Genomic DNA, 20,257 nt, shown 5'->3' with positions numbered 1-20,257 from the left:
AATTATAGTTATTGTTTAAGCGTCTTAACTCAACATAACCAATTTGGAATTGCCCTTTTTTATTCTTTTTGCTTACAAGTTGAACAAGAGTAAAAAAGTTATACGAATATGAATTGATAAAGGCCAGATAGAAGGACAATAACTTATTTTAGTTATAGATTATGTTATTTTTCACGTTGTGAAAACTGATCCCTGTAGACAAGCCTATATTGTATAAACGGGTTTTCAGCGTCTTGCTGTTCACTGGGGAAAGGTTGTAATATATAACAGGTAAGATCTTTAGTGAAAAAGTATTTCCCAAACGGGCACTGTATCCGATACCTATTTTTGCAATGCAGGCACGGTCGCGGAGATCTTCATCATACAATTCATTGTTGTGATTCTGCTGGTATGTATTTCGCCAGGTCAGGTATACACCCATGTCTGTAATGAAATTAGATCTGAGATAGCCCCCACATATATAACCAACTCCAATACCATGGGAATAAAAAGTATAGGTATTTTTACCGGTGGTTGTTTGGGGAAAGCCTGAGGGCCAATCAATAGTAGATTGATTGGCCTTGAACCCTTCCCTTATATACAGATATTCTGCATACAGTGTATGCTTTTTCTTTATGAATATACCAGCAGCAAACGATGCCGCAAATTCGAAAATAGGTTTCTCCTGTAATTTCCTTTTTTCCAGGAGGTCGTTTTTATTGAACCGTGGATCGTTTACTAGTACCATTCTATATGCCCTGGACGGTATAAAACTTAGCGCAGCGTAGAATGCAGGTGGATGTACTGTTGCATAGTAACCGTTTTCATAAAGCGTCCTTAACGCTTTGCGGGTTAAAGGCAGAGTGTCGAGGGTACCTCTATGGGTGATATGAGAGCTATCAGTTATAGATGAACTTGTTCTGTTATCAATGGGAAGACTATTATGAATTTCGACTGAGTCTTTGGAAGAACCAGGTTTGGGTAGTTTAAAGGTAATGGTGTCCCACTTAGGAACAGCATTTTTGTTCATATAATTTAAATCTGCTGATATGGTCGTATCAATAGTGATCAGACTATTTCTCTGATAGGTCCGTGTTATTGTAAGGTATAATTTTCTTTCAAGATAGAATGTATCAAAAGTAGCTATATCCTTAAGCATTGTTTTATAGAGCATTACTACCTGGTCTTTATGACGCACTACTTTTTTAAGCACAGGCCCTTTTCCTAAACTGGGAGTCCAGTCTTGTCCATGGCTTGTGATTCCGAAAAAGGTAATCAGTAATATAAAGAGTATGACATGTTTCATCACTAGTTATTTCGGTAAATAATATTATAGGCATATCCTACCTGAATCTGCGAGAAGAAGGTATTAGCGTCTCCCTGTTGCCAGAAAAATCTACTCCGGAAGAATATTTGTCCGTTATTTTTTTCCGAAGTTTCCACACGCAATAACAGTTCTAACTGATGAGAATTTCGTGCAGCTCTTTCTGTAACAATATTATTCAGATCCGATTTTTTATAGCTCATGATCTGTTTGAACTGATTGTTTGTAAAGGCGTAAGTATGGTTATAATTATAACTCATGACAAGACCTACTCTTCTTTCCTGGAAGATTTCGACTGAGATCCTGGGAAGCATTAATGTAACGGTGTGTCCGGAGAAAGAAGTGTCTTTCCCGGGAGCTACAATGCCACCAACGATATTTCGGATAGTGTCGCCTAATACTACGTGCCCATATCTGATACCAAAGTCAAGGTAAGCGGTGAATTTCATATCCGGGAAGTCGTAGAGAAGAGCATTTAGGTCAACTCCCATAGAGAAGTTTTCATATCGTCTCAAGTCCAGATTAGTGGTATAAGAGGGTGAAACTAATGTATTGTTAATGACCGTATTCTGATTATGGAGAGGTAGTACTTTATTTTTGTCTTCTATTTTAGAAAGTGCACCGTACACGTTCAGATAAGAAAAAGCCCCTACATCCTGGCGTTCCCCTGCCTGCCACCGATAGGTATTGAGGTTAAATCTTCTACATATTTCAACCTGTACAAGTCCATTGGGAGATTCCTGGTCTATTCCACCAAGGTCGGTGAAGATTTTACCGTCAAATAAACGGATATTTCTTTCTTTTTTTAAAGATATAAGGGGCATTTCTTCGGGGTAAGCGAAGTTGATCACGGTATCTGCCGGACTGTAATCACGGGTATATAAGTCGAGCAGGTTATCGTAATTACCAATTACGTCACTCAGAAAAATGCAGCTGTTGAATCCTATTTGGGATGATTTCCTCATAAAGAGTTTTGTTCGCTGGAAGGCTTTTAAATTATTGATGGATGAGAACCCTATAGCAAAGGTATTTTCATAAATATCTGTACCTCCGGTTCTATTCCTGACCCAAGCTTGTATACGTTCAATATATCCCCGTTCGAACTGGATACTCACCTTTTCGATGGGAAAGATATTCATTACCCTCAACGCGTCATTGGCATCGGATACGTTTTTTCTTGCGGCTTCGTACGCCGGGGAGCTAACTTTCAGCAGATTATTTTCTGGAGATGTTTTTTTATTTTTTTGGCCAATTGTGTATAACGCAGCGGAGTCCAATTTGGGAAAAGGTTCATCATGAAATTTTTGTAAAAAATTATTTATCAATACTTTATCTGACGATTCTTTATTGGAGTCCCCAATTTTACTTTTATATTGATTGAGCAGACTTACAACTGCCTTTTTGTTATTAGAGAAGACGGTTCTTTGATGATTGATGATATTTCTCATGCTATCCAGCAGGAAAACCCTGGCAGATGAGTTATTTTCATCGTGATTAGTAATTGTACCCAGGTTCAGGAAGCCGATATTAGGTTCTTTATCGTCTACTCGGAATAAATATAGCCAGAGAAAAATCTCATTAAGTGAATATTCTGAAAAAAACTCATTTGTAAAGGAAGTGTTGTTGAGCGAGTGTGTTATGCTATCACGGAATTCGCGCAGGTTAAGCGGAGATGATAATCCAAACATCCGTTGGTCATCTTTAAAAACTGTGAATGTATCTCCTTTACTATAGTAGGTTGCTTTCAGGTTCAATACAATATTGCCTCCATCGTTCGCATGATAAACCGTAAATTTTTTCGTTTGGGTGATTTGTATGTCTTTTTCCTGGGAGAATACTTTTCCTACAGGAATGACTATTAAGAAAAAAAAGAGGTATAACAGGTATGATTTCATGTATGATCTTTAAACACGTTGTGTAGTGAAGAGAAGAGAATGGATCGTATCGGAGATGGGAGTAGTCAGATGCAGTCGAAGTATTAGCTTACCATTGCTGGTATCTAGCAGTTGATTACTAGTTACCGTGTCCAGGTGGAAAGGAGAAAGTATGTCCTGCCCTTTTTTCAGCACCCCATCAAAAGCAAGGGTTTGGATGAATTGCCCGGTGGCGTTGTAGGTGTCTTCATTCTGTCCTTGTAGTCGGAAAGTAGTAACCCCATCAGCAAAAATATATGCCCTAACGTTACCGTAATAACCTGTGTTATTACCTTCTGTTTCAAATACAGCATACGTGGATTGATAAACACCAGCTATGGGATGAGACGACAGTCCTGTACAGGAAATAATCCCGGTATTAATAAGCATACTATCGAGGTTAATATTTTTGTCTATCCAGGTATATACTTTTTCAAGAATCGCATCTGATTGCAGCGTGTTTCTTAAGGTATCCACTAGTTGCAGGTTACAGTTTGTATAGCTTTGCGGTACGGCGTTACAGAGTTCAACCAGATATTTCATTTTGGGGATGGCTGCACCCGAAGCATTGTGTAGGGAAAGCCAAACGGTATCGTGGGACTGAGTCCTGGTTTGATGAAAGATAAAGTCTACCACCGCCAGACCGTTTAATCTGGCAGATAATACCAGTTCTGTCGGAGGAGCGTCAGGTGGAGGTAATTGATCTGTGTTTTTATTACAACTGAATATGATAAATGCAAGAATAGTGAAGGCTGAATATAGCTTTGCGGTCATTATGCGGGGTGTTAATAGTTCGCCTGATCGTTTGGGGAATTTTATATCTAAGGTAAAGGAGATAGAGCATTCAAAAAATACAAACTAGTTTGTATTTTTTGGAATATCTCTAAAAAGAAAAATCCTCTCAAATGCTTTTCAATTGCATTTGGGAGGATTTATTTCAGAGTGGACCCAGACTTTCGTCCAGACCAATAATGCGATCAAATATATTCGTGCTGGTATTATTTATCTGCTATGTGAGCCACTTTGAGAGGATTACCAATAGATGGCTTATCCCACCCCGGCCTTGTTTATCAAAGCGGGGCTTTATATACACATACGTTTTGAATTATATACTCCATCAGTATATATATTTCATTCTCAATGTACACCAACTATCTCCCTGATCATCGCTCTCACATGCACACTCGACAAACTACTCTTCCTGATACTGCTCCTCGTAAATATAATACCCGCAATCCCGTTTTTCTCATCCTGCCAGGGATGTGTTCCAAAAGCACCCGGACTACTAGTCTCCAATATCTCCCCGGATGCAGTATGCACATCAATCCAGTTCCCTATCCCGTATCGCACGGTATCCTTAGACGTAGGAGACTCGGGATTAAGCGGATAAGGAGTATCCTGAAAAATAGCTCCTGCTGTCTGGTCTTTCAACATCTCCCCCAGCGCCTTCTCACTTAACACCTGTTTATTATGATACATCCCCTTATTGACAATCATTTCTAAAAAATGAAGGTAATCACTAGCAGAAGTACGCACCCCTCCTGCCAATAACGGATTCCTGAAATTCATCAACAGATAATTAGCCGTTAAATCACAGGGACGGGCAATCTTCTCATTAAAAAGCGCCTGCCATGATTTACCGGAAACAACTTCCGCTATCCTGCCTGCTATCTGCATACTTACACTACCATAGTTAAATGCAGCTCCGGGAGGATTGATCATCTTTGTATGCACCGCAATCGAATCTACGGCCTCTGCGAGGCTCAAATCTTTGCTGTATTCATATCGCTCAGGGGAATTGCCCGGAAACCCGGAAGTATGCGAAAATAGCTGCCTTATAGTGATATTCCCTTTATGGTATTTAGTAAACACAGGCAGGAACTTTCCCACGGTATCCGTTAAAGACAATTTCCCGTCATCTACCAGAGACATAATGACTGCTCCAGATAACCACTTAGAAGCAGAAGCGATCACTCTTTTATCATCCGCACGTAAATTGATTTCCTTTTTATAAATAAGTCTGCCATGCTGAGAAACCAGTACTACTACATTATCATCATAAGCTGCAATATGATCTTCCAGATATTTATCTACAGCAGAGAAATCCTGTGCAGATAAACGAAGACTGAATAACAAAAGAAATGATAAATACTTCATATAGCGCGTTATTTCATTTTTCTATACTCATTAGGAGTATGTCCTACCCGTTGCTTAAATAACCTTGTAAAGTGTTGCGGGTATTTAAAACCCAGTTCAAAGGCTATTTCGCTCACAGTTTTACCTGCATCGAATATCTTATTCTTTGCAAGATCTATTATTTTATTCTGAATATATTCCTGTGCAGATCTCCCCGTTTCCTTCTTAATCAGATCACCGAAATAATTGGGAGAAAGATGAAGCTCATCAGCACACCAGCCAACAGAAGGTAAGCCAATATCCTGAGGTTTGTCAGAATTGAAATAGTCATGTAACAAAGTCTCAAATTTCTCCAAAGCCCCCTTGTGAACATTATCCCTTGTAATAAACTGACGATCATAAAACCGGTCGCAATAGTTCAGGAACAATTCAATATTGGAAGCTATCAGTTTTTTACTATGCTTGTCGATGGATTGTTGCAGTTCGAATTCTATTTTGGCAAAACAATCCAGAATAATCTCCCTTTCACGATCCGATAGATGCAGTGCTTCATTCGTATTGTAGGAGAAGAAGCTGTAATCATGGATTATTTTACCCAGTGAAGTCCCATGAATTAAATCGGGATGAAATACCAGGGCATGTCCTTTGGGCTGATAGAATTCATCATAACTCTCCACTTCCACCACTTGTCCGGGAGCAAAAAAGACTAATGTGCCTTCCTGATAATCGTAATAGTCCCTCCCATATTTTAAATCCCCGCACTTTACATCTTTTAGTATAATGCAGTAAATGCCAAAGTTCATTTTATAATGTTGCCTTGGATCTGCTTTAGAGAGATCAAGAATGCTGACCAGAGGATGTAAAGTCTTATGCTTATTAAAGTTGTTATAATCAACAATACTTTTAAAATCCACAACTTTTTCCATATTCAACTGTTTATCTGATACAAATCTATACATTTCGGATCACCCCGTTACCCCAATCAGTAATATTGGTAGAGAATGCCGTAATCTGTATAATAAAATCATCACTGTCAAGCCTGAACTTTGCGTCAGTAAACAGGATTCCCGCTGATAGAAGATAATAAAAAATCCAATCGTATGTACAACGTCAAATTAAATAATGGTGTAGAAATGCCCATTTTAGGCTTTGGTGTATTTCAGGTTCCGGATGCTGCCGAATGTGAAAAATCGGTATTAACCGCACTGGAAGCCGGTTACCGTTCCATAGATACGGCTGCATCCTACGGGAATGAAGAGTCCGTAGGCACTGCCTTAAAGAAAAGCGGTATAGCCCGCAAAGACCTCTTTGTTACCACTAAACTATGGGTAGCCGATGCCGGCTATGAAAAAGCCAAAAAAGCTTTTGAGGTTTCGCTGAACAAATTACAGCTGGATTACCTCGACCTCTACCTCATCCACCAGCCTTATAGCGATGTGCATGGTGCCTGGCGCGCCATGGAAGAGTTATACGAAGCTGGTAAAATAAGGGCGATCGGCGTCAGTAATTTTATGCCGGACAGGGTAATGGATATGATCGTTTTCAACAAGATCGCCCCTGCCGTGAACCAGATCGAAACACACCCCTTCCATCAGCAAATCGAGACACAAAAGTTTCTTGAGGAAAACAAGGTACAGCAAGAATCCTGGGGGCCATTTGCAGAAGGGAAAAACAACCTTTTCAGTAATGAGCTCATTGCTGCCATCGGTAAAAAATATAATAAGTCCATCGCTCAGGTTGTGCTCCGCTGGATGATTCAGCGGAACATTGTGGTGATACCTAAATCAATAACTCCAGCGCGTATCATTCAAAACTTTGACGTATTCGATTTTGAATTGTCCGAAGCAGATATGGAACAGATAAAATCTCTCGATGAAAAGCAAAGCGCTTTCTTCGATCATCGCGACCCCGCTATTGTCAAATGGTTGGGAGGTAGAAAATAAACATTCTGTATGGAAACTAATACACAGCAATTTTCAGAAAAAGAAATCCTCCACCTTTCCAATGAGAAGTTTCAATGGAAAACCACCCGGCAATTTGACAAGTTAGCCGATTTGTTTGACGATGAATTGATTTTCATTCATATCACCGGACACATCACGACTAAAGCAGATTGGATAAACCAGTTGAAAACAGGCAGGTTTAGTTATAATAAGATTGAACCAAAAGAAGAAGTAGCAAAAGTCTATGGCAATACTGCTGTTTTGGTGGGGAAAGCAAAATTTACAGTAAATGGCGGCAGTATTTATAATCTGATCTATACAGAAGTATATACACGAAAAAATGATCAATGGAAGTTGGTAAATCTTCACACCACATCAAGTTATTAATTCTAATAAAAATAAAATAATGAGCCAGATTGAAGACAAAATTGCATTAAAAGAATTAGTAGATACGTATGCCATATATGGCGATCAAAGAAAAATGAAGGAACAAGCCGCCCTCTTTTCAGAAAACGCAATTGTAGAATTGTATTTTGGTGGTCAGCTGGCTTCAACCTTGCATGGACGTCAGGAAATCGAAGATACCTTTACAGCTTTTCTGAAAGATTTTGAAACTTCTTATCATTTCAACGGGCAGCAAACCGTAATCCTTAATGATAACGGAGCAACAGGAATTGCATACTGCACGGTAACGCTTATTGGTGCAGAAAACGGCAAAAAAATGAAAACCACTTTTGGCATTCATTATAACGATGAATATACACGGGTAAATAACCAATGGCTGATTTCCAAACGAAAATCGATATTTGGCTGGCAGGATAAAGCAGAGCTGGGGATTTGATCATTAAAAATCATTAAAAAAATGAAAACAAGAACATTAGGGAAAAGCGGATTAGAAGTATCTGCATTGGGCTTAGGCTGTATGGGATTGAGTTTTGGATATGGTCCTGCAACAGACAAAAAGGAAGCCATTCAACTATTGCGTTCAGCATTTGATGCAGGCGTAACTTTTTTTGATACTGCAGAAGCATATGGCGCCAATGAAGAATTACTGGGCGAAGCATTAGCACCGTTCCGCGACAAAATAGTTATTGCTACCAAATTTGGCTTCAAAGAAGGTCAACCAACTTTGGGAATGGACAGCCGTCCGGAAAATATTAAAGCCGTAGCAGAAGCGGCATTGAAAAAGTTAAAGACAGACTACATTGATTTGTTTTACCAGCACAGGGTTGACCCGAATGTTCCTATTGAAGATGTTGCCGGAGCTATTCAGGATTTAATGAAAGAAGGGAAAATAAAACATTGGGGATTGTCAGAAGCGGGCGCACAAACCATTCGCAAAGCACATACAATACAACCCGTTGCAGCATTACAAAGTGAATACTCTTTATGGTGGCGGGAACCTGAACAGGAAATCTTACCAACACTTGAAGAATTAGGAATCGGCTTTGTTCCTTTCAGTCCGTTAGGCAAGGGCTTCTTAACAGGTGCTATCAACGAAAACACACAGTTTGACAGTACCGATTTCAGAAACATTGTACCTCGTTTTTCTGAAGAGAACAGGAAAGCTAATCAGGAACTGGTAGATCTTCTTAAAACCATCGCCACAGAAAAAAATGCTACACCTGCACAAATTGCATTAGCCTGGCTATTGGCGCAAAAGCCGTGGATCGTACCTATTCCGGGAACTACAAAATTGCACCGTCTACAGGAAAACATTGGTGCAGCCTCTATTGACCTGACAATAAATGATTTGCAGGAAATAGAAAATGCTGCTTCAAAAATCGCCATACAAGGTGCAAGGTACCCTGCACATTTGCAGAATAGAGTAGGAAAATAATTAATGGAATATCCGCCTAGAGCGGATATTCCATTATAATTTAGAGGAACATTCCCCCTGACGCCTCTATCCGCTGCGCCGTAACCCAATGCGCTTCTTCACTGCACAGGAATCTTACAATACCCCCAATATCTTCCGGTAATCCCACACGGCCCAACGCTGTACTGTTACTCATAAACGTCTCCAGCTGAGGGTTATGCGCAAACGCTGCTTTCGTGAAGTCTGTATGCGTAATACCAGGTGCTACTACATTCACGGTAATACCTCTGCCCCCTAATTCTTTAGCCAGGTACTTTGTCAGCACTTCAACAGCGCCTTTCATAGATGCATAAGCAGCATACCCTGGCGTAGAAAAACGTGTTAAACCAGTAGAAAGGTTCACAATACGACCGCCATCTGCGATAAAAGGCAAAGCTTTCTGTGTAAGGAAATATACACCTTTGAAGTGCACATTCATCAGGCTGTCAAACGCTTCTTCCGTTGTGTCAGGAAATAAGGAATGTGCATCAATACCGGCATTATTCACCAGGTAGTCGAACTGCTCCCTGCCCCATTCAGATTTTAACTGTGCACCCACCTCTTTATAAAAAGCATCAAAACTACTTGTATTAGCAACATCCAGTTGAACAGCTACCGCTTTCCGCCCCAATGCTTTGATTTCATCTACTATATCAGTAGCTTTACTACGATTCACTACAATGATGTCCACTCCATCTTTTGCAAGACTCAATGCTATGTTTTTACCTAAACCTCTGTTGGCTCCGGTGACTAATGCAATTTTACTCATGATTTGTTGTTTTTTGATGTTACAAAGCTAACACGCAATAGAGGCAACTTGTTTTCGACTTTCAATCAATCATCTTCGAAATTCAAATATTACCAGTATAATTGCAACAGAATTAAAATAGTCTTATGATAGAGGAAGCTGATGTACGCATAGGTAACCTTGTATGGTACTACAATCTATATTTAATTGAAACCAGCTTTAAGGTGGAAGGGATCCTGGACGGCTTTATCTACTGTACCTCTTTACCCAAAAACAAGCTGCCACTGGATAAAGTGAACCCCATCGTGCTGGAAGCTGATCATTTAATTGGTTTTGGATATGTTAGAGGTGATAAGGATTATGGAGAAGATGAGAACGTGTTTTCCTATAAGTACACCCATAAAGACAGCCTGTATATAAGAGATGACGGGTACTCCTTTCAACTGCTCACAGCAGAGCTGATCCCTTATGGACGCCCACTGGTACATGTTCACCAGTTACAGAACATACACTATTACCTTACCAGGGAAGAATTACTTTAAGCTGCGGAAGCCCAGCGGAGTCATTGATGTTTGTTTCTTAAAGAAAGTAGAGAAATGTGCTACCTGTTCAAAATCAAGGCAATAGGCAATCTCAGAAATACTCCAGTCAGTTTGCCTTAACAGGATCTTTGCTTCCTGCACTACCCTGCTACTGATAATCTCAGTCGTGGTTTTACCCGTATTTTCCTTTAATACTTTATTCAGATGATTGACATGCACCGCCAGCTGGTCCGCATAATCACTGGCTGTACGCAACTGTAGCTTCTGACGCGGAGAATCTATCGGGAACTGCCGTTCCAATAACTCAATAAACAGCGAAGATACACGTGCAGACGCATTATGCGTGGGATATAAAGCTGAAGCAGGCTGCAGCTTTTGCCCGTAATGGATCAGCTCCTGCAGGTAATTACGCAGCAGGTCATATTTGTAGGCATAATCAGAAGAAAGCTCCTTGAACATCTTCTCAAAGATGTGATTGATATCAGCGTAAGACTCGTCCGTAAGCTGGAATATTGGGTAACCACCCGGCTGATAGATAGGTAATTCTTCCAGGTTAGTACCACTATTACTTTTAGCTAAGAAAGAATCAGTGAAGATGCAGAAGTACCCGGATTGCTCATTGTCCAGGGGACTATAGTAGTAAGGTATTTTAGGTGTGGCAAACAGCAGTGCATTCTTCTCAATATCAATCACTTTGTCTGCATATTCAGCCTTATTCCTGCCGTTAATCAGGCTTATTTTATAGTAAGCCCGGCGATTATAAGGCATGACCATTTCTTTGGAAGCAAAAAGGTCAGCTATTTTAAACACGTTAAAATGCCCGATCTCTTTGTTAAGAGATTCAGGGATCAGCGAAGCCGTATCCCGGTAAAAATCTTCAATTGAGGCGATTTCCATACTTTCAAAAATCAAATATATGCATTTCTTCCTAAAAGGGTAGGGCCTCAGTTTGACTACATAATCTTCGTGCCATTCGTGCCAGGTGTTATTGATTATAAATACACCTTATCTGACGTGAATATTAGGTGAAGTTAAATTGAAAAACAAACCTTGAACCCATATTCCAAAGCTAAATCAAAGAACTAAACAGTCAGATGTAGTGTATTCATGATCAATAACACCTGGCAATCTACGCGAGGCTCCTAAAAGCAGGATTTAGCACGTTTATTGAGTGAGTAAAGCATATGCAACAAGTAGAGTATTTATAACGTTTATCACTAAAAAAACAGATCCATGGAAACCCAGTTTAACCAGTATGTGGCTTTAAAAGGCAGCTTTAAGTCTGCGCCACAGGCTACGCCAACCGACGACACTACCAAAAACGAGCAGATCACCGTCACCATCCGTATCAAACCCAACAAACCTTTACCCGATCCATTAACAGATAAAGGTTTTAAAAGCCTTTCAAGAGAAGAATTTCATAAAGAATACGGGGCTTCTGAAGAAGACCTGGAAAAAGTAACTGAGTTTGCAGATCACTACGGATTAACCCTCGTAAAAGTAGATGCCAATGCCAGAACGGTAAAAGTCCAAGGCTCTCTCTTACAAATGGAAAATGCCTTCCGTACCGCCGTAACCAAATATAAAGATAAAGAAGGCTGTACCTTCCGGGCACGTAGCGGTGAACTACAGGTGCCCCTGGAGCTGGACAATATCATAGAAGGTGTGTTCGGACTCGACAACAGGCAGATAGCTACCCCTAAATTCAAGATCAGGAACAGCGGACAAATAGCATATGCCCGGCAGGTAAGCACCTCTTTCACAGCGGATCAGCTGGCACGTATTTATGATTATCCGGCCGATGTAACGGGTAAAGGTCAGTGCATTGCCATTATTGAATTAGGAGGCGGATATAAGACTGCCGATATCACCAAATATTTCAAATCATTAAAGCTCAGCAAACCAAAAGTAAAAGCAATTTCTGTGGATGGTGGACATAACAACCCTAGCACTCCGGATAGTGCCGACGGGGAAGTACTACTGGATATAGAAGTAGCAGGAGCCGTGGCACATGGCGCTACTTTGGCTGTATACTTCGCCCCTAACACTGATAGCGGTTTCCTGGATGCTATCTCTCAGGCCGTACATGATACCCGTTACAAACCATCTGTCGTCTCCATCAGCTGGGGATCCGCAGAGTCCAACTGGACAGAGCAGTCCCTGCAAGCCTATAACGGGGTATTCCAGGCAGCAGCAGCGATGGGCGTAACGATTTGTGCAGCGGCTGGCGACAGCGGCTCTAATGATGGTGTAAACGACGGGCAGGTACATGTGGATTTTCCGGCTTCCAGTCCTTATGTGCTGGCTTGCGGTGGCACCCGTTTAAACGTAAATGCAGCGAATGAAATCACCGAAGAAGTGGTATGGCATGAAAACGACAGCAGCGCTACCGGTGGAGGTGTCAGTGACATATTCCCTCTCCCTGATTACCAGTCCGCCAGTAAAGTACCGGTATCCCTGCAAACTAAAAAGGCTGGCCGTGGCGTACCTGATATAGCTGCTGTGGCTGATCCAGCTACGGGTTATGATGTGCTGGTGGATGGAGAGAGTATGGTGATTGGTGGCACAAGCGCCGTAGCACCATTAATGGCGGGCTTAATTGCGTTGATCAATGAAAAGCTGAAAAAGCCGGCAGGTTTTATCCATACGAAGTTATATGCGTCTGCAGATGTATGCCGGGATATTACTCAGGGAGATAATATTACGGTGACAGGTAATAAAGGATATAAAGCAGGAAAAGGATGGGATCCCTGCACAGGTATGGGTGTTCCTATAGGATCTAAATTATTGGAAATTCTTGCATAAATAAAAAGCTCCTAAAGGAGCTTTTTATTTAATTCACTAACGTGAGCACACCCTTCTGTAATAAAGGTTTATCATCCTGACCATAATACACGTATTCGATCATATACACATAAGTACCGGAAGCCTGCAGTATATCTTTAAACCTGCCATCCCAGCCACTCTCAGGATTATTACTGCTATAGATCAATTCTCCCCAGCGATTATAAATATTCATCCGGAACCGGTCTATTCCAAAAGATTTTACCTTGAAATAATCATTCATACCATCATGATTAGGCGTAAAAGCACTGGGGATGTATAAATACTGAGAATGAGACAGCCCAATACGAACAGTATCAGCAACAATACAGTTATTCCCTGTGATCGTTTTCACTATATAGGTAGTTGGTTCTAAAGGTTGTGCCACCGGTGTGGCACAGGTAGTACAGGATAATCCGTCCGCTGGCGTCCATTCATAATCCACACCATTTATAGCCTGCAAATGTACCATTTGCCCGATATTGATAGTAGTATCTTTGTTCAGGATTGATATCCGTGGTACAGTGATATTATTAATCGTAGTAAGATTGGAAGTACTGCTGCAACCCTTGCTGTCAATAGCTGTTATTATATAATCACCGGGTGATAAATTATTCATAGAACCGGCAACCAACGTTCCATTACTGTAAAATTGATAAGGCGGAATTCCCCCGCTGGCATCAATATCAAGTTGCCCATCGGCATGGTCACAGGTAGCATCTTTAGCAATAGTGTTTAACGTCACAGCAGAAGCTGATAGGGTCACCTCAAAACTATCAATACAAGCCGCATTACGGGCATATAAGGTGTAAGTGCCAGTACTTATATCAGGGAATACAGGATCGGGCTGAAATGGCTGTCCTTTTATCGCATATTCAATAGGTGCAGCCCCCTGCTGTATAGATAACGTAATCGTCCCATCCTCTTTCCCATAACAGGAAGGTGGAACAGAAGAAACACTGCCGCTGATAGGTATTACCGCATCCAGATTAATATCCGCCTGCGTAGTCGCTTTACAACCTGCCGCATCCGTTACATCAATAGTATAAATACCTGGTACAAGTTGATCAAAAGTGTTAGTACTTCCAACAGCCACCGCATTCAAAAAATACTCATAAGGCCCGGTCCCTCCTGTTATAACAGCAGACAGCTTACCTGTCAGGTCTCCACAAACATAAGCAGCATTAGTAGCAGTAAGAGACATAGATGAACTGATAATAACATCCACATCATCTGTAGCCGTACACCCGCCATTGAATTTTGTCACCTGATAATGACCGGAAGTATTTACCACCAACTGTTGCGCAGTACTATTATCAGACCATACATACCGTGTATCATCCACACCCGCATCCAGGGTTACCGAAGCACCATTACAGATTTTAACATCAGGCCCAAGATCTGCTGTCAACGGTGGCATTACCACAATATCCCTGCAAACCGACTCCTGTGTAGCCAGCCCTTCATCCATCATCATTTTAACATTGTATGTTCCCGGGGTAGTGTAAGTGAATACAGGTGGTTGCTGTAATAAAGAAGAAGGGATACTGCCATTTGTACATCCTGAAAATTTTATCCTGGTAATAGTACCATTAAAAGCATTTGTCACGGTTGTATACAAATCATCCCCTTCCCTGATCAAAGAAGAAAGACTATGCGGATAATTCAGGTTCCCAATATTGCCATAAGAAGTAGCTGAGATAGCACCTGTAATAGCATTCCCGTCAAAACTCAGTTTGAGAATATCATCCCCATCGCCGTTGGCCATTAAACCGATAAGATTACCACAATCATTGATGATCATCAGATCGCGGGGATGATTGAGTTTATTATCAGGATTACCCAGATTTACAGCAGTAGGTACATTCAACAGAGAAGTACCAAAATCAAAACGCGTTATCGTATTTGAATTTGTATTACAGACAAACACATGCCATTCATTCACTACCTTAATCGCATACACACCCGTAGGCCAGTCTAAACCACCTAAATTCCCCAGATTAGCAGCAGCAGGCGGACTATTAAAATCAGCACCAAAAGAAAAACGTGTAATCGTATTAGACTGCGCATTCACTGTAAATCCATAGTATGCATTATTTTCTCTGAAAATATAAAGATCTGTAGGATAACTCAGCGTCCCAATATTCCCCCAGTTTACTGCTACCGGCAACATATTATCCAGCGAATTACCGAAATCCACTTTCACGATATAAACGTTAGCTGGATTAGGATCATTCCCTCCAACAATAATCACTCTCCACCCAACAGCATCTTTCACCACCTGTATTCCTTCTGCTGTGCCATGTATCACACCGCCGAAACTGCCAAAATCCTGTACTACCGGAGTATTCAGCAGACTATTACCATAAGAAAGACGTACCAGTCCTCCGCTGCCATTATTCACAACAAAAGTGTAATAATTATTACCGTCTTTCACCGTCTCAGAAAAAACAGGAATGCTGAACACACCTCCCATCCCTCCTAAATTCGTTGCCTGCGGTAAAGAAAAATTATTACTGCCACAAAAGCTCCAGTAAAATTTAGATCCTGCTACAGAAGTATTATTCACAGTAACAGGTGTGTTTACACAAATAGTATCCGGGGTGATAAAACCTGCCTGACGGGCATAACAAACAGTATAACATAACAACAAGGGGATAGTAAAAAACAGCTTCATATTCGGGTCATGGGTTAAATAGATAGTAGTATGGGTCTTAACGTGGTTCAATTTAAACGTTAATTTCAACAAACACACTACTCAATAATCCATGCTTATACGAAATAATTAATACAATTTATTTCCTGATATATTCCCCCTTGAAATCGTTTACATCTATAATATATTATCAGATCATGATATTCGCCTGTTCATAACATCTACTGCATCTTACGATCATTAAATAATATCAGGTTAATGCCCCGGGCTTTGTTCTTTCCTGATATATAATCTGAATTCTGTTCCTACATTCAGCTCACTTTCTACCTCTACCTTTCCCCCGGATGCATCTATAATTTTATTGATCAGGAATAAGCCCAACCCCTGCCCTTCTGATCCCTTATCCAGTTGTTCATACATTTTAAAGATACTCCTGATTTTCGCTTTACCAATACCAATGCCATTATCTTTTACAGACAAAAGAATATAATCCGGCAGATCTTTGGTACTGATAAGGATTTCAGGATACCTGAGAGGAGATTTAAATTTAAGTGCATTATTAATCAAATTATAAATCATACTCCTGCAATTCTTTTTAGAAAAAAGAATGTGTTTAACATCCAGGGACATTTTTATATCCGCACGTTCCGATTCAATTTTCCATTGAATACTCTCCAAAATCTCTCCTATAATTTCATCAACATTGATCTCTTCCAGCTTCAGCATCTCGCTCTCCATCTTCCCTATTGCTGCCATCTCTTTAATAACTCCCCGGAACCTGTCAACCGCCGTTGACAACATATTTACATAACCCTTTGTTTCAACATCAAAGATCGTATTCTTCTCATTGATGAAATAGATGATCTGCTCTATATTATTCATCGGACTTAACAGATCATGAGAAGAAGTAAACACAAAATTATCCAGATCTGTATTAATAGCCTGTAACACTTTATTACTACGAGATAATTCCTGTTGGATCTTTTTTAATTCAGAGATATCATTAAAGGTGATAATAGCCCCGTCTGTTTCGTTATTTCCTTTACGCAGGTAAGGCATCGTCATCACCTGGAACCATTTCTCGTTAACAGCCTGTATCTCGCGGGTAATTACACATCCGTTGGCCAGCACATCCTTAATATCTTTTTCAATTGTTTCAAAACGGATATTGGTGGAGATATCACTTAACGGCCTTCCAATATCTATTTCCAGCAGGTTGATATGTATCTCTGCTGCAGGTGAAAACTTCATCAGCATTAATTCCTTATTCACAAAAATCTGCCCATTCACATTACTGCGGAAATAGTTATTGAGATCATCATTTAGATTGGACAGCTCTTTTATCTTGGACTGATATTCTGCGTTAATAGTCTGTAACTCTTCATTCACAGATTGCATCTCCTCATTGGTACTCTGCATTTCTTCATTGGCAGAAAGCAGTTCTTCATTGAACGACTGCATATTCTCATTCGAAGCATTCAGCAGTTCATGGGTAGAGATCAGGCTCTCCCTGGTGGTGCGTAATTCTTCCTCAATATTTACCGTATACTTATCCTTAAAAAAACTTTCGTCAAATGAAAACGCCTGTTTATTGTCTTCCAGAAACAGCACCAGTCTTGTTTTATCAACCGCCAAAGGTTTTACAGATAATGAAACGGACGAATCTATACCCGCTACCTCAATTCCTTTTACAACTACTAACTTATTTGTTTTATCTGCTTCTATACTGGCTGTTATAAATGCCACCTGCAATGGTTTCGACAAAAGATCAGGCAAATGATGATTGAACATCTTCTGATGCAGGAAATGGGTACTTTCCCCAAATACACTTGTCACCTGATCACTTTCATCAATCATTAATCCTGCATATCCCATTTCAATCAGGAGATCCATATCTGCATTAGCAGTAGTAATAACCTTTTTTCTTTCATCAGATTTCCATTGAGGCAATACATATATTTTACTTTCCACCACAGGAGCCGTAAAATCCTCAAAACTCATGATCCTTTTTGCCTGGATATTTTTATAGATCTTCCATTTCTTATTCACTTCTTCCAGATGGGAAATGAAGTCTGTTACATTTTCACTGGGGCCTAAAAATAAATATCCCCCATAGCGCATACCAAAATGTAGCATATTCAGTACTTTCCGCTGCAGACTATGATTCATATAGATCAGCAGATTGCGGCAACTGATAAAATCAATATTACAATAAGGAGGATTCTTCACCATGTTATGGTGTGCAAAAATAAGCATCTCACGGACGGATGGTTTAATCTTGTATCCCTTATCATCCTTTGTAAAAAAGCGTTTTAATCTTTCCGGGGATAAATCCTTTTCAATATTTTCGCTATAATATCCTTTGCCGGCCAATTGTAATGCATCACCATCAATATCTGTTGCAAATATTTTTACCGCATTCTTTTTATTGGTTGCATCCAGATATTCCCGTAACAATATCGCCAGGGAATAGGCTTCTTCTCCTGTTGCACAACCAGCCACCCATACTTTAATTTCTTCCTCTCCTTTAGCTTCGATCATTTCCGGAATGATACTTTCTTCTAAAATCTCGAAGGCTGCTTTATCCCGGAAAAAGGAAGTCACACTGATTAAAAAATCCTTCACCAGGTTTTGTAATTCTTTATCATCTTTTTTCAGCAGCACAAAATAGTCAACCAGCCCTTTACAGCTCAGGAGGGTCACTCGTCTTTTAATCCGGCGTAAAATCGTTGTCTTTTTATATCCTGAAAAATCTTCCGGTAGCTTATCTTTTATAAGTCCGATAATTTTCATCATGATCAATTCTTCTTCCGCTTCAATATCAGGATCGGTATTCTTCATTTTATCACTTACATAACGTTGTATCAATAACGGCATCTGTTCGGGCAACAATACATAATCCGCCAGACCAGCAGCGATAGCGCTCATAGGCATCTGATCGAATTCAGACAATTCCGGTTTACTTACAATCACCAGGCCACCGGCATTCTTAATAGACTTCCCCCCCTCTGTACCATCATCACCGGTTCCTGCAAGGATAATGCCTATGGCATTTTCACCTGCTTCTTCAGCAAGAGAAGTAAAAAAAGTATTGATAGTGAGATTAACGCCTTTTTGTTTGTTCGTCAGCAATAAACGCCCATCTTTGATAGTCATGCTGCTTTTACTGGGAATAAGATATACCTTATTCGTTTCTACCAGCATCCCATCTTCTGCTTCCAGCACGTTTAACTTACTGTGTTTGGTCAGCAGCGAAGACATCATACTCTTATAGTCAGCAGATAAATGTTGAATGATAATATAGGAGACGCTATCCAGAGGGGTATAATCGAAGAAGGTGTTTATTTGGCCTAATCCACCGGCTGAAGCGCCAATAGCAACAATGCATTGTCCTTCTTTCATATATGTGCCTTTTAACTACACGTCGAAAACGTGCAACTCTAAAGTTAGGCTATTTATGTTGTAACCTTTTTAATTTCGGTTAATAAAGCAAGCCAGCTACAAATGCTGCGAAAAGGGTATTTAAGAAGTTAACGGTATCGTTCCCTATTTTGTGCTTACGTTCCAGTGTGGCCCCCAGCACGGAATCCGCCAGGTTACCCATTATACCGGCAAACACGATCACCAGGCACTGATAATTAAAACCATGCCCTATACCGTAAATGCCGGCAATTACCAGTGCACCAGCGGCCCCGAGTATAGTACCTTCCAGACTAACTACTCCATTAAGCCCCTTCCCGTCTCTTTTAAAAGTCAACACGTTATAAAATCTACGGCCATATACCATACCCAGTTCTGAAGACAATGTATCTGCTGTGGCAGAAGCCAGACTGGCAGCCATCATTAAATTTAATTCTTCCCGGTGAGGATAGAATATGGCTATTGTTGCCAGTATAGCGGCCATTCCTCCATTGGCAAAAACCTGAGAGGCCGTCCTTTGTTGCTCGCCGGCATTGGCTTTTAGCTCCTTTTTATGGGACGTAGCCAATACCCCCATGATAAAAAATGCTACCAATATAATGAGGCCCGGGTAACCTGCTCCTGTCCTGATGAGGAAACCAATGAGTCCTGCCAGCAATGAGGCAGGTACAGTTAATTTTTTGGTCTTAATGCATGCAATCATGAAGATAACAAGCAATGGAAGGATGATGATGAGTTTGTAATTCATAACTACCGCAAAATAATTATAATATTTTTACAGGAATCAACCTATATATCTACTTTCCTCAAACAGATGATTATCAAACTAATATAATTTTACTCTGCTGAATTCTTCTATATTTTCAGCATATTATTACAAAGGATAAAATCATATATGTACTTTGGCTCCCGGAA

General features: G+C 40.4%; 16 protein-coding genes. 6 read left to right on the top strand and 10 right to left on the bottom strand.

Annotation, left to right across the window (positions count from 1 at the left end; genetic code table 11):
- Positions 1-148: 148 nt before the first annotated feature.
- The 5 genes from BMW86_RS30855 to BMW86_RS30835 form a co-directional block, all read right to left on the bottom strand.
- A complete protein-coding gene (locus BMW86_RS30855; protein ID WP_089787568.1) occupies positions 149-1,285 on the bottom strand; it encodes a hypothetical protein in 1,137 nt (378 codons plus the stop codon).
- Positions 1,286-1,287: 2 nt separating this feature from the next.
- Positions 1,288-3,198, bottom strand: a complete 1,911-nt coding sequence (locus tag BMW86_RS30850) for a hypothetical protein (protein WP_089787566.1) — start codon at positions 3,196-3,198, stop codon at positions 1,288-1,290.
- Between the two features lie 9 nt (positions 3,199-3,207).
- Complete coding sequence (locus BMW86_RS30845; protein WP_089787564.1) at positions 3,208-3,990, bottom strand: hypothetical protein; 783 nt, start codon at positions 3,988-3,990, stop codon at positions 3,208-3,210.
- 363 nt (positions 3,991-4,353) lie between these two features.
- Positions 4,354-5,373: a serine hydrolase domain-containing protein gene (locus BMW86_RS30840; protein WP_089787563.1), complete on the bottom strand. Its 1,020-nt coding sequence runs from the start codon at positions 5,371-5,373 to the stop codon at positions 4,354-4,356.
- 8 nt (positions 5,374-5,381) lie between these two features.
- On the bottom strand, positions 5,382-6,278 hold the full coding sequence (locus BMW86_RS30835; RefSeq protein ID WP_089788302.1) for a helix-turn-helix domain-containing protein: 897 nt from the start codon (positions 6,276-6,278) through the stop codon (positions 5,382-5,384).
- 174 nt (positions 6,279-6,452) lie between these two features.
- Between BMW86_RS30835 and BMW86_RS30830 the strand changes: the two genes are divergently transcribed.
- From BMW86_RS30830 to BMW86_RS30815, 4 genes are read left to right on the top strand one after another with little or no spacing between them, the layout of a single operon-like run.
- Positions 6,453-7,295: an aldo/keto reductase gene (locus BMW86_RS30830; protein ID WP_089787561.1), complete on the top strand. Its 843-nt coding sequence runs from the start codon at positions 6,453-6,455 to the stop codon at positions 7,293-7,295.
- Between the two features lie 9 nt (positions 7,296-7,304).
- Positions 7,305-7,682, top strand: coding sequence for a nuclear transport factor 2 family protein (locus tag BMW86_RS30825; protein ID WP_089787559.1), 378 nt, complete (start codon positions 7,305-7,307; stop codon positions 7,680-7,682).
- A 19-nt stretch (positions 7,683-7,701) separates the two neighbouring features.
- Entirely contained in the window at positions 7,702-8,136 is a 435-nt protein-coding gene (locus BMW86_RS30820; protein ID WP_255373048.1) for a nuclear transport factor 2 family protein, read from the top strand.
- 21 nt (positions 8,137-8,157) lie between these two features.
- Positions 8,158-9,135: an aldo/keto reductase gene (locus tag BMW86_RS30815; RefSeq protein ID WP_089787557.1), complete on the top strand. Its 978-nt coding sequence runs from the start codon at positions 8,158-8,160 to the stop codon at positions 9,133-9,135.
- A gap of 40 nt (positions 9,136-9,175) precedes the next feature.
- On the opposite strand, the gene BMW86_RS30810 is transcribed toward BMW86_RS30815, so the two are convergent.
- On the bottom strand, positions 9,176-9,922 hold the full coding sequence (locus BMW86_RS30810; RefSeq protein WP_089787555.1) for an SDR family NAD(P)-dependent oxidoreductase: 747 nt from the start codon (positions 9,920-9,922) through the stop codon (positions 9,176-9,178).
- Positions 9,923-10,047: 125 nt separating this feature from the next.
- On the opposite strand from BMW86_RS30810, the gene BMW86_RS30805 reads away from it, so the two are divergent.
- On the top strand, positions 10,048-10,443 hold the full coding sequence (locus BMW86_RS30805) for a hypothetical protein (RefSeq protein WP_089787553.1): 396 nt from the start codon (positions 10,048-10,050) through the stop codon (positions 10,441-10,443).
- Here the strand turns inward: BMW86_RS30805 and BMW86_RS30800 are convergent.
- Positions 10,435-11,340, bottom strand: coding sequence for a helix-turn-helix domain-containing protein (locus tag BMW86_RS30800; protein ID WP_089787551.1), 906 nt, complete (start codon positions 11,338-11,340; stop codon positions 10,435-10,437). The two genes, BMW86_RS30805 and BMW86_RS30800, sit on opposite strands and share 9 nt — an antisense overlap.
- Positions 11,341-11,676: 336 nt before the next feature.
- On the opposite strand from BMW86_RS30800, the gene BMW86_RS30795 reads away from it, so the two are divergent.
- Entirely contained in the window at positions 11,677-13,248 is a 1,572-nt protein-coding gene (locus BMW86_RS30795; protein WP_089787548.1) for a S53 family peptidase, read from the top strand.
- A gap of 28 nt (positions 13,249-13,276) precedes the next feature.
- Here the strand turns inward: BMW86_RS30795 and BMW86_RS30790 are convergent, their stop codons facing one another.
- From BMW86_RS30790 to BMW86_RS30780, 3 genes are all read right to left on the bottom strand, one after another.
- The gene (locus tag BMW86_RS30790) at positions 13,277-15,943 is read right to left on the bottom strand and encodes a T9SS type B sorting domain-containing protein (protein ID WP_089787546.1); all 2,667 of its coding nucleotides are present in this window, start codon (positions 15,941-15,943) and stop codon (positions 13,277-13,279) included.
- 234 nt (positions 15,944-16,177) lie between these two features.
- Complete coding sequence (locus BMW86_RS30785) at positions 16,178-19,324, bottom strand: CheR family methyltransferase (protein ID WP_089787545.1); 3,147 nt, start codon at positions 19,322-19,324, stop codon at positions 16,178-16,180.
- A 79-nt stretch (positions 19,325-19,403) separates the two neighbouring features.
- Complete coding sequence (locus tag BMW86_RS30780) at positions 19,404-20,090, bottom strand: DUF92 domain-containing protein (protein WP_089787543.1); 687 nt, start codon at positions 20,088-20,090, stop codon at positions 19,404-19,406.
- Positions 20,091-20,257 lie beyond the last annotated feature (167 nt).

The organism is Chitinophaga sp. YR573 (genome assembly GCF_900110995.1).
Lineage (GTDB): Bacteria > Bacteroidota > Bacteroidia > Chitinophagales > Chitinophagaceae > Chitinophaga.
This window is presented reverse-complemented; position numbering and strand designations above follow the sequence as displayed.

Excerpts from the sequence above, each read along its gene's own strand:
- BMW86_RS30855 (WP_089787568.1), bottom strand. The coding sequence starts at position 1,285 with ATGAAACATGTCATACTCTTTATATTACTGATTACCTTTTTCGGAATC.
- BMW86_RS30850 (WP_089787566.1), bottom strand. The coding sequence starts at position 3,198 with ATGAAATCATACCTGTTATACCTCTTTTTTTTCTTAATAGTCATTCCT.
- BMW86_RS30845 (WP_089787564.1), bottom strand. The coding sequence starts at position 3,990 with ATGACCGCAAAGCTATATTCAGCCTTCACTATTCTTGCATTTATCATA.
- BMW86_RS30840 (WP_089787563.1), bottom strand. The coding sequence starts at position 5,373 with ATGAAGTATTTATCATTTCTTTTGTTATTCAGTCTTCGTTTATCTGCA.
- BMW86_RS30835 (WP_089788302.1), bottom strand. The coding sequence starts at position 6,278 with ATGGAAAAAGTTGTGGATTTTAAAAGTATTGTTGATTATAACAACTTT.
- BMW86_RS30830 (WP_089787561.1), top strand. The coding sequence starts at position 6,453 with ATGTACAACGTCAAATTAAATAATGGTGTAGAAATGCCCATTTTAGGC.
- BMW86_RS30825 (WP_089787559.1), top strand. The coding sequence starts at position 7,305 with ATGGAAACTAATACACAGCAATTTTCAGAAAAAGAAATCCTCCACCTT.
- BMW86_RS30820 (WP_255373048.1), top strand. The coding sequence starts at position 7,702 with ATGAGCCAGATTGAAGACAAAATTGCATTAAAAGAATTAGTAGATACG.
- BMW86_RS30815 (WP_089787557.1), top strand. The coding sequence starts at position 8,158 with ATGAAAACAAGAACATTAGGGAAAAGCGGATTAGAAGTATCTGCATTG.
- BMW86_RS30810 (WP_089787555.1), bottom strand. The coding sequence starts at position 9,922 with ATGAGTAAAATTGCATTAGTCACCGGAGCCAACAGAGGTTTAGGTAAA.
- BMW86_RS30805 (WP_089787553.1), top strand. The coding sequence starts at position 10,048 with ATGATAGAGGAAGCTGATGTACGCATAGGTAACCTTGTATGGTACTAC.
- BMW86_RS30800 (WP_089787551.1), bottom strand. The coding sequence starts at position 11,340 with ATGGAAATCGCCTCAATTGAAGATTTTTACCGGGATACGGCTTCGCTG.
- BMW86_RS30795 (WP_089787548.1), top strand. The coding sequence starts at position 11,677 with ATGGAAACCCAGTTTAACCAGTATGTGGCTTTAAAAGGCAGCTTTAAG.
- BMW86_RS30790 (WP_089787546.1), bottom strand. The coding sequence starts at position 15,943 with ATGAAGCTGTTTTTTACTATCCCCTTGTTGTTATGTTATACTGTTTGT.
- BMW86_RS30785 (WP_089787545.1), bottom strand. The coding sequence starts at position 19,324 with ATGAAAGAAGGACAATGCATTGTTGCTATTGGCGCTTCAGCCGGTGGA.
- BMW86_RS30780 (WP_089787543.1), bottom strand. The coding sequence starts at position 20,090 with ATGAATTACAAACTCATCATCATCCTTCCATTGCTTGTTATCTTCATG.